The sequence below is a fragment of the Desulfolutivibrio sp. genome (assembly GCF_036584575.1).
Classification (GTDB): Bacteria; Desulfobacterota; Desulfovibrionia; order Desulfovibrionales; family Desulfovibrionaceae; genus Desulfolutivibrio.
Window position 1 is genome coordinate 1 of record NZ_JAZHDB010000009.1, and the last position, 8,286, is coordinate 8,286.

General features: G+C 59.4%; 8 protein-coding genes. 5 read left to right on the forward strand and 3 right to left on the reverse strand.

Annotation, left to right across the window (positions count from 1 at the left end):
* Positions 1-124: 124 nt before the first annotated feature.
* From V3572_RS00735 to V3572_RS00745, 3 genes are all read right to left on the reverse strand, one after another.
* Positions 125-1,576 carry a TrkH family potassium uptake protein gene (locus tag V3572_RS00735; RefSeq protein WP_332109054.1) on the reverse strand — a complete coding sequence of 484 codons (1,452 nt, stop codon included), beginning with the start codon at positions 1,574-1,576 and terminating at the stop codon, positions 125-127.
* Positions 1,577-2,941, reverse strand: a complete 1,365-nt coding sequence (gene trkA, locus V3572_RS00740; protein WP_332109055.1) for a Trk system potassium transporter TrkA — start codon at positions 2,939-2,941, stop codon at positions 1,577-1,579. It lies immediately after the preceding gene.
* A gap of 359 nt (positions 2,942-3,300) precedes the next feature.
* Entirely contained in the window at positions 3,301-3,852 is a 552-nt protein-coding gene (locus V3572_RS00745) for a hypothetical protein (RefSeq protein ID WP_332109056.1), read from the reverse strand.
* A 518-nt stretch (positions 3,853-4,370) separates the two neighbouring features.
* On the opposite strand from V3572_RS00745, the gene V3572_RS00750 reads away from it, so the two are divergent.
* The 5 genes from V3572_RS00750 to V3572_RS00770 form a co-directional block, all read left to right on the forward strand.
* Entirely contained in the window at positions 4,371-5,570 is a 1,200-nt protein-coding gene (locus V3572_RS00750) for a hypothetical protein (protein WP_332109057.1), read from the forward strand.
* Positions 5,571-5,573: 3 nt separating this feature from the next.
* Positions 5,574-6,371 (forward strand): ABC transporter permease, encoded by a 798-nt coding sequence (locus V3572_RS00755; RefSeq protein WP_332109058.1) that lies wholly within the window; start codon positions 5,574-5,576, stop codon positions 6,369-6,371.
* Positions 6,358-7,029, forward strand: a complete 672-nt coding sequence (locus V3572_RS00760) for an ABC transporter ATP-binding protein (protein ID WP_332109059.1) — start codon at positions 6,358-6,360, stop codon at positions 7,027-7,029. Before V3572_RS00755 ends, V3572_RS00760 begins: the two co-directional genes overlap by 14 nt.
* A gap of 8 nt (positions 7,030-7,037) precedes the next feature.
* Positions 7,038-7,850, forward strand: coding sequence for a 3-deoxy-8-phosphooctulonate synthase (kdsA, locus tag V3572_RS00765; RefSeq protein ID WP_332109060.1), 813 nt, complete (start codon positions 7,038-7,040; stop codon positions 7,848-7,850).
* On the forward strand, positions 7,847-8,286 hold a 440-nt coding region (locus V3572_RS00770; protein ID WP_332109061.1), incomplete at its 3' end, for a cytidylyltransferase domain-containing protein. The genes kdsA and V3572_RS00770, both read left to right, overlap by 4 nt.

Here is an 8,286-nt window from a genome sequence, read left to right on the forward strand (position 1 = left end):
CGCGCGGCCATGGCCGGGGCCGCCGCCGGGGCCATGGCCATGGAGCAGGAGCGGGAGCAGGCCGCCCAGGCGGGCAGGGAGAAGTCCTCCGGGGAATGAGGTCCGGCAGGGGCGTCGCCGACGGCTACTTCCGGTAGAACTCCGGTGCGAAAAGGGCCACCACGGTGTATATCTCCAGTCTGCCCAGAAGCATGCACATGATCAGGCACCACTTGGCCAGGCCTGGAAGCTGGGAATAGTTGTCCATCGGCCCCACCGACCCGAACCCCGGGCCGACGTTGCCGATGCAGGCCAACACCGCTGTAAACGAAGTGGCCATGTCCAGGCCGCAGGCCGCCAAAACCAGCGTGGAAAAGCAGGTCAACCCCAGCCACAGGGCCACGAAGCCCCACATGGCGCCGATGATCTCCGGGGCCACCACCCGCCCTCCGAGTTTGACCCCGATGACCGCCCGGGGATGAATCAGTCGAAAGATCTCCCGATGGGAATGCCTGCCGAGCACCAGAATCCGCATGCACTTCATGCCGCCGGCGGTGGAGCCGGCGCAACCGCCGATGAACATGGCCAGGACCAGGAGACACTGGGACAGGGGGGGCCAGAGTTCGAAATTGGCGGTGGCGAATCCCGTGGTGGAGAGGATGGAGGCCACCTGGAATGCCCCGTAGCGCGCGGCCTCGCCGGGATCGCCCTGGTATTGTCCCAGGACGTTGACGGCCACCAGGATGGCGAAGACGGCGAAGATGGTCGCGAACATCCGGAATTCCGGATCCTTGAACATGACTCGGGGGCGGCCCAGGAGCACATAATAGTGCAGGGCGAAATTGAGGCTGGCCAGGAGCATGAAGACGGTGATGACCCAGTCGATGTAGGCCGAGTCGAAGGCCGCCACCGAGGCGTTTTTGGTGGAGAAGCCCCCCGTGGCCATGGTCCCGAAGGTGTGGCACAGGGCGTCGAAAAGATTCATGCCGCCGAAATATAAAAGCGCTGCCTGGATCAGGGAAAGCAGCAGATACACCCCCCACAGGGTGGCCGCCGTGTCCTTGATGCGCGGCCGCAGCTTGTCCGGGCTCGGCCCCGGCACCTCGGCCTTGTAGAGCTGCATGCCGCTGACCCCCAGAAAGGGGAGGATGGCCAGGGTCAGCACGATGATGCCCATGCCGCCCAGGAAATGGGTCATGCTGCGCCAAAACAGCAGCCCGTGCCCCACGCTTTCGATGTCGGCCAATACCGAGGCCCCGGTGGTGGTGAATCCGGACATGGATTCGAACAGGCAGTCGGTGAGCGAGGGCAGCATCCCGGCCAGGTAAAAGGGCAATGCCCCGGCAAAGGCCGCCGCAACCCAGCCGAGGGTGGTCACGGCCAGCCCCTCGCGGTGGTTCATGCCCAGGGTCGGGGCCGGATTCGTGCAGATGAGGTAGAGGGTCAGCCCCACGCCGATGGAGGCCAGCATGGAGACGGCCAGCGGGAAAAGACCTCCGTCGCCGTAATACAGGGCAAAGGCGATGGGGAAAATCATGCACAGGCCCACGCAGGCCACCAGGGCCCCGATGATCTTGAAGACGAACCGCCAGCGCATCTAGTCGCGCTCCACCTTGACGGCCAGCACCCGTTCCACCCGGGGAACGTCCTTGGAAGCGGCCAGGATCAGGATGCGGTCCATGGGCAAAATGACCGTCTCGCCGCTGGGGATGATGACCTTCCCGGCTCGGATGACGGTCAGGATGAGCGCGAACTTGCGTACGGTGAGATTTTTGAGCGGTCGCCCGACCAACTCGGAGTCTTCGAGGGCCACGGCCTCGATGATCTCGACCTCCTCGTCCTTGATGGACACGGCGGAAATGATCTTGCCCCGCCGCACCTGGCGCAGGATGGAGTTGATGGCCGACAGGCGGGGGCTGACGGTCTGATCGATGCCGATGGCCTTGACCAGGGGCATGTAGGCGAATTTGTTGATCCGGGTCAGGGTCTTGCGCGCCCCCAGGCGCTTGGCCAAAAGACAGGAGATGATATTGGTCTCCTCGTCGCCGGTCAGGGCGATGACCATGTCCATGGCCTGGATGTTTTCCTCCTCCAAAAGCTCGTGATTGGTGCCGTCTCCGGCCAGCACCACGGTTTTGTCCAGGATCGTGGCCAGCTCACGGCAGCGATCCGGGTCGCGCTCCACGAGTTTGACGTTTTTTCCCCGGGATTCCAGGATCATGGCCAGGTGCAGCCCGATCTTCCCCCCGCCGACGATGAGGATGTTGCGGATGGGGGGGTGGTGGAAGCCGAAGCGGGCCAGGACCGCGTCCAGGTCGGACTTTTCGCAGGCGAAATAGACGTGGTCGCCGCTTTGGAACCGATCCGCCCCGGTGGGGATGATGAGCTTTTCGTCCCGGACCAGGGTGGCCACCATGACCCGCAACTCCCCCGTCACCGTGGGAAGCTCGGTGAGCGTGCGGCCAACCAGCGGCGAATCCTGGGGCAGGCGCACCCCGGCCATCCAGATCAGCCCGTCGGCGAACTCGTTGATCTCCACGGCCGCCGGAGCGGCCAAAAGCCGCAGGATGGACTCCACCACCTCCACGTCGGGGTTGATGACCAGGTTCACCCCCAACAGATCCTTGGCCAGGGCATAGGCGTGGTCGGCGTATTCCTCGCTTTTGATGCGCACGATCTTGCGCGCCCCGGGGGCCAGGACGTTGGCGAAAAAACAGGCGATGAGATTGGTGTCGTCGGAATTGGTGACGGCCAGGAGCATGTGGGCCTTGGCGATGCCCGCCTCGACGAGCATCTTGGGGCTCGATCCCGAACCATGTACGGTCAGGACATCAAGCTGTTCACCCACATGTTTGAGGGCCTCGGCGTTGGTGTCCACGACGACCACGTCCTTGCCTTCGGAAGCGAAGCGCTTGGCGATGTGGAAACCCACCTCGCCGGCGCCCACGATGACAATGCGCATAGCGTTCCCTTTGGCTCTGGCGCGGTTTTCGGAATGGGTTCCCCCGGCATGGCCAGGAGGATGCGCCGTTGGGGCCCACACCCATGGGTTCGACCGAACCCGGCCCCCGGATGCTTCAGACGTCCGGGGGCCGGGAGATCGGAGCGGGAGCTGCGTCTTGCGCCGCGCTCAAAAAACACGCCTGTGCTTTTTGACGTCAAGCCGGTCCTGCCGGTTTGGCCGGATGGACCGCCTCGGGCAACCCCGGGGACGCCGCGCTTGTGCGGCCATCACAAAAAACATGTATTTTTTTGAATAAAAACCATAATTTCAAGGTGTTGCTACTTGCCCAACCATAACGGGAATTCCCGGACGCCGCGCTAGCCGAAGGACCGGGCGAACAGATCGGCGATGGCCTGACGGCCGCAGTCCTCAAGGAACCGGGTGCCGGTTCCCGTGAAATGGGTCTGGGTGATGACCGGGGGCTCAACCGGCTGGAGGTGGACGCCTTTGAACGCGAACCATTTCGCCTTCTCCTGGCAAAAGACGTACAGGGGCTTGTTGCAGATCTTGGCGAACTCCGCTCCCCAGCCCGTGCCGCCCTTGACGGTGCCGTCCTCGTGGATGACCCCCACCACAAAGATTTCCAGGCCCGAATCCACCTGATGCATGATGGTCCGCAGGACCATGCGGATCTGGGGGCCGTTGCTGAAGTTGCGGTTGAGCAGCTTGGAGACGTAGCTTAAACTGACGTCCTTGCGGGCCAGCTCCTCGGCGGTCAGGACGCGCAGGCCCCGGGTACGCTCGATTTTATGCCCCTCGAAGGTGTAGGTGACCTCCTGGAGGCCGTATTTTTCGGCCTGGCGACCGAATTCCGCCTCGGCGCCCTGCGCGCCGCCGCTAAAAAGGGTATAGTCTGTCGCTTTGGTCATGATGACTCCTTGGGGTGGTATTCCGGGGGACGCCGCAGCCTGCGGGTCGCCCATGCCTTTCGTGATTGTGCCTGTTCCCGGCGTTTGTTGCAATGCATCGGGCGTGACTTCCTTCTCTGCGGCTCCCCCCGGGCGCGGCGGTCCCGCACGGGGGGCGCCAATGGCCGGGCGCTCCTGCCAGGCGCGGAAAGGGGGGGCGCGCAGTTGCGGGTGGACTTTGTTTGGGAGTATACGTGCCTCGCACGAACATGCGGAGTCCCACTCCACGGCGGGGAAATCCCGTGGATATTCTGCAATTGCAGATGGTTGTCGTTCTGTGTTTGCGAATTACCAAAAACTGCCATGCTTTTTCACTTCCTGTGGTCAGGAAGGAGCGTTCACACGGAAGAAAGGTTCACGACGGTTTATGGGGATGACGTTTTTTCGGCGAATGACCGTTGCAAGCGCGTCGCTCATTCTGGGATCGCAGGGCGGATGTTTTTCAATGACTCTTCCACACACTGTAGGCATAAGCACATATGAATGATCTCGTAAAAAAAATGAAAGACAAAAAGGATCGCCTTTTTTTTCGGAAAAAGAGCGTGGGGCCCTTTTCGCGACGTTCTTCCGTGTTGCAGCCCGTTTTGTCGTATATTAATAAAAATAAAACGTTCGTGATTATTTTTATTATTCCGATGTTGGCGTGTGGTCTTTATTTTGGATTCCTTGAGTCCGATATTTATGTATCCGAATGCGCCTTTGTCGTACGTCAACCAGAGCGAAAGAACGCCGCCTCCTCTCTAGGGATTTTATTGAATAGCATCGGCGTGTCGAGCGTGCGTGAAGAGTCGTATACCGTGAAGGCATTTGTTCTTTCCCGCGATTCCCTAAAGGTGATCAATGATAACATCAACCTCCGCAAGGCGTTTGGGAATTCGAACATCGACATCATTAACCGCTTTGATCCGCTTGGCATGGATGATAGTTTTGAGGAATTGTACAAATATTTTTTAAAACATGTGACCGTGGATGTCGATGCGACTTCCTCTATTGCGACGTTGAAGGTTCGGGCGTTTTCAGCGCACGATGCCTTTAACATCAACGAGGGGTTGTTGTTCATGAGCGAAGGATTGATCAACAAACTCAATGACAGGGCCAGAAGGGATATGGTGAGCATCGCCTTGAAGGAAGTGGACGAGGCGGAGGCGGAGGCCCGGAAATGCGCCCTGGCGTTGTCGACTTATCAGGATCAGGAAACCCTGTTCGACCCGGCGCAGCAATCCACCATGCAACTGCAGCAGGTTTCGAGACTTCAGACGGAGTTGATCTCCGTGCGCGGGCAACTGGCCCAATATCGTGAATTCGCGTCGGAGAGTCCGCAGATCAAGGCCTTGGAGAAGCGGGCCAGCGAGTTGCGCAAGGAAATCAACTTGGAAATGGCCAAGGTCGCCGGTGGCTCCGAATCCATGACCCAGAAACTGATCGAATATGAGCGCCTGAAACTCGACCGGGAGTTTTCCGAAAATCGCCTGGCCACGGCCCTGGCGTCTCTGGAACAGGCTCGGGCCGAGGTGCAGCGGCAGCAACTGTATCTGGAGCGGATCGTGTTGCCGAACATCCCGGATAGCGCCATCTATCCCCGGCGGGTGATCAACACGCTTGCGGCGGCGGGGTTGTTGCTCTTCGTGTATGCCGTGATACGAATGTTGCTGATCGGTGTCCTTGAGCATCAAGAGTAAATCATGCCGCCACGCCAGTCTTCATTCAGCGATTCTCTGCGCATTCAGCACCGGGTCATTAATGCCGTGTTGCGGCGGGAGTTTCTCGCGATAACGGGGAAGAGATCCGTCGGATTTCTCATCCTCGTCCTCGAACCCCTGATCTTCGTGGTGTTCATGGTGGGGCTTTTTTATGTACGTGGGCATACCTTTGGGGATATCCCCGTCGTCGCCTTCGCCATTTCGGGTTATACCGTATTGTGGGGCGTTAGGTTCCATATCCAGCGGGTGTTGGGCTCTTTGCAGGCGAATATTCCCTTGCTTTATCATAGACATGTCAAGGTTGCAGACATCATTCTCGCAAGAGGGGTGGTGCAGAGTCTTTCCACGACGATTAGCTTTTTGTTTTTTATCCCGCTGGTGTTTTTCGATGTAATCGATTTTCCAAATGACCCGGCGTTGATGATTTTTTCTTGGATTTTTGTTCAGTGGTATGGGATTAGTTTTGCGTTTATTGCAATCGCAATCTCAGGATTGTTTAAGTTTGGGCAGAGGATTGCAATACTCCTTGCGGCAACGCACATATTTATAACCGGCGCATTCTACATGGTGGCGTGGATACCTGCACAGTATCAGGGGTATGTGCTCCTTTCTCCGATGGTACACGCCACAGAGATGATGCGTGATGGATTGTTCGGGAATATAGTAGAGACGCATTATAGTGTGCAGTATATGATTGCCGCAAACATCATATTGACCTATATCGGGCTGGCATTGTGCCGGAAATTGACGCGTCGCGGGGTTCTGGATGATTCAGATTAAAAACCTCTTCAAAGCATATCCCACGCGGCACGGTCCGAAGATGATTCTCAACGATATCAGCTTTACCGTGAAAAAGGGTGAGAAGCTGGGAATCCTCGGGTGCAACGGGGCTGGCAAGTCCACCCTGATCCGGATCATCGGCGGCATTGAGAAGCCGACGAGCGGGTCCGTCTCGCGGTCGATGAGCGTCTCCTGGCCCCTGGCGTTCCAGGGCGGCTTGGCTGGCGGACTCTCCGGGGTGGATAATCTTCGGTTCATCTGTCGTATTTATGAGGTGGATTTCCAGTCCGCATTCGACTACGTGGCGGAATTTTCCGAGTTGGGGAGCTATCTGTACGAACCGGTCAGGAAGTATTCGGCCGGCATGCGGGCCAGGTTGGCCTTTGCCATCTCCATGACGGTGGATTTCGACTGCTACCTGATCGATGAGGTGTCAGCGGTCGGCGACAGACGATTCAATGAAAAATTTAAGAGCAGGCTGGCTGACAGGACAAACAACCGGTCGGTCATCATGGTGTCCCATTTTTATGGAGTCATCAGAGAGTATTGCAATCAGGCTGCTGTGCTGAACGCAGGAGTTTTGACGATATTTCCAGACATAAAAGAGGCAATAAAATATTATGAAAGTGTTTTGTATGGGAAAAGGATAACATTTTAAGAAGAGACATGATAAATTTTTCTTCTTTTTTCTGCATCGCAGGGCCGTGCGTCATGGAAAGCACGGACTTTGTGTACGAAAGCGCCTGCGCGTTGCAGGAAATATTTTCCCAAACAGCCACCCCCTGGATTTTCAAGTCCTCATTCGACAAGGCCAACAGAAGTTCCGTGGACGGTTTTCGCGGCCTGTCCATGGATCGGGGGCTGGAGGTTCTCGACACCATACGGCGCAGGCTGGGCGTTTTGGTTTTGACCGACGTGCATGAGACCTGGCAGGTGCGGCCCGTGGCCGAGGTCGTGGACGTCTTGCAAACGCCGGCCCTTTTGTGCCGCCAGACGGATCTGATCATGGCCGCTGCGGCGACCGGAAAACCCGTGAATTATAAAAAAGGCCAGTTTTTGGCCCCCTGGGACATGGGCAACGTCATCGCCAAGGCCAGGCATGCCTCCCGGGCCGCCGGGCGCGGGGAGGGAAATTTTTTGGTCTGCGAGCGCGGCACGATGTTCGGCTACAACAATCTGGTCGTGGACATGCGCGGATTTGGGCTCATGGCCCAGGCCACGGCCTGTCCCGTGGTCTTCGACGCCACCCACTCGGTGCAACTCCCCGGGGCCCTGGGCCATGCCAGCGGCGGCCAGCCCGATCTCGCCCCGGCCCTGGCCCGGGCGGCCATGGCCACGGGGCATGTCAGCGGCGTTTTCTTCGAGACCCACCCGGAACCGTCCAAGGCGCTGTGCGACGCCCATGTCATGCTCCCCTTCGCCGAGGTGGCCCCCCTGGTGGCCCAACTGCGCGCCATCGCCGGATGCCTGCGCCCATGAACGCCTGCCGCGTCGCCATCGTCATTCCGTCGCGCTACGCCTCCACGCGGCTGCCGGGCAAACCCCTGGCGGACATCTGCGGCAAGCCCATGATCGTGCGCGTCCTGGAACGGGCCCTTTCGGCGCGCGGGGTGGACCGGGTCGTGGTGGCCACGGACGACGCCCGCATCGCCCGGGCCGTCACCGACGCCGGAGGTGAGGCGGTCATGACCGGCCGCCATCACGCCTCGGGGACGGAGCGGATCATTGAGGCCATGGCCGCCATCCCGACCGACGTCGTCATCAATCTCCAGGGGGACGAGCCCCTGGCCGATCCCGCCCATCTGGAGCTTTTGGCCCGGACCATGGCCGACGATCCCGGCATCCCCGTGGCCACCCTGTGCTGCCCCATGCCCAGACAGGAGGCCGCCAGCCCCCACACCGTCAAGGTGGTGCT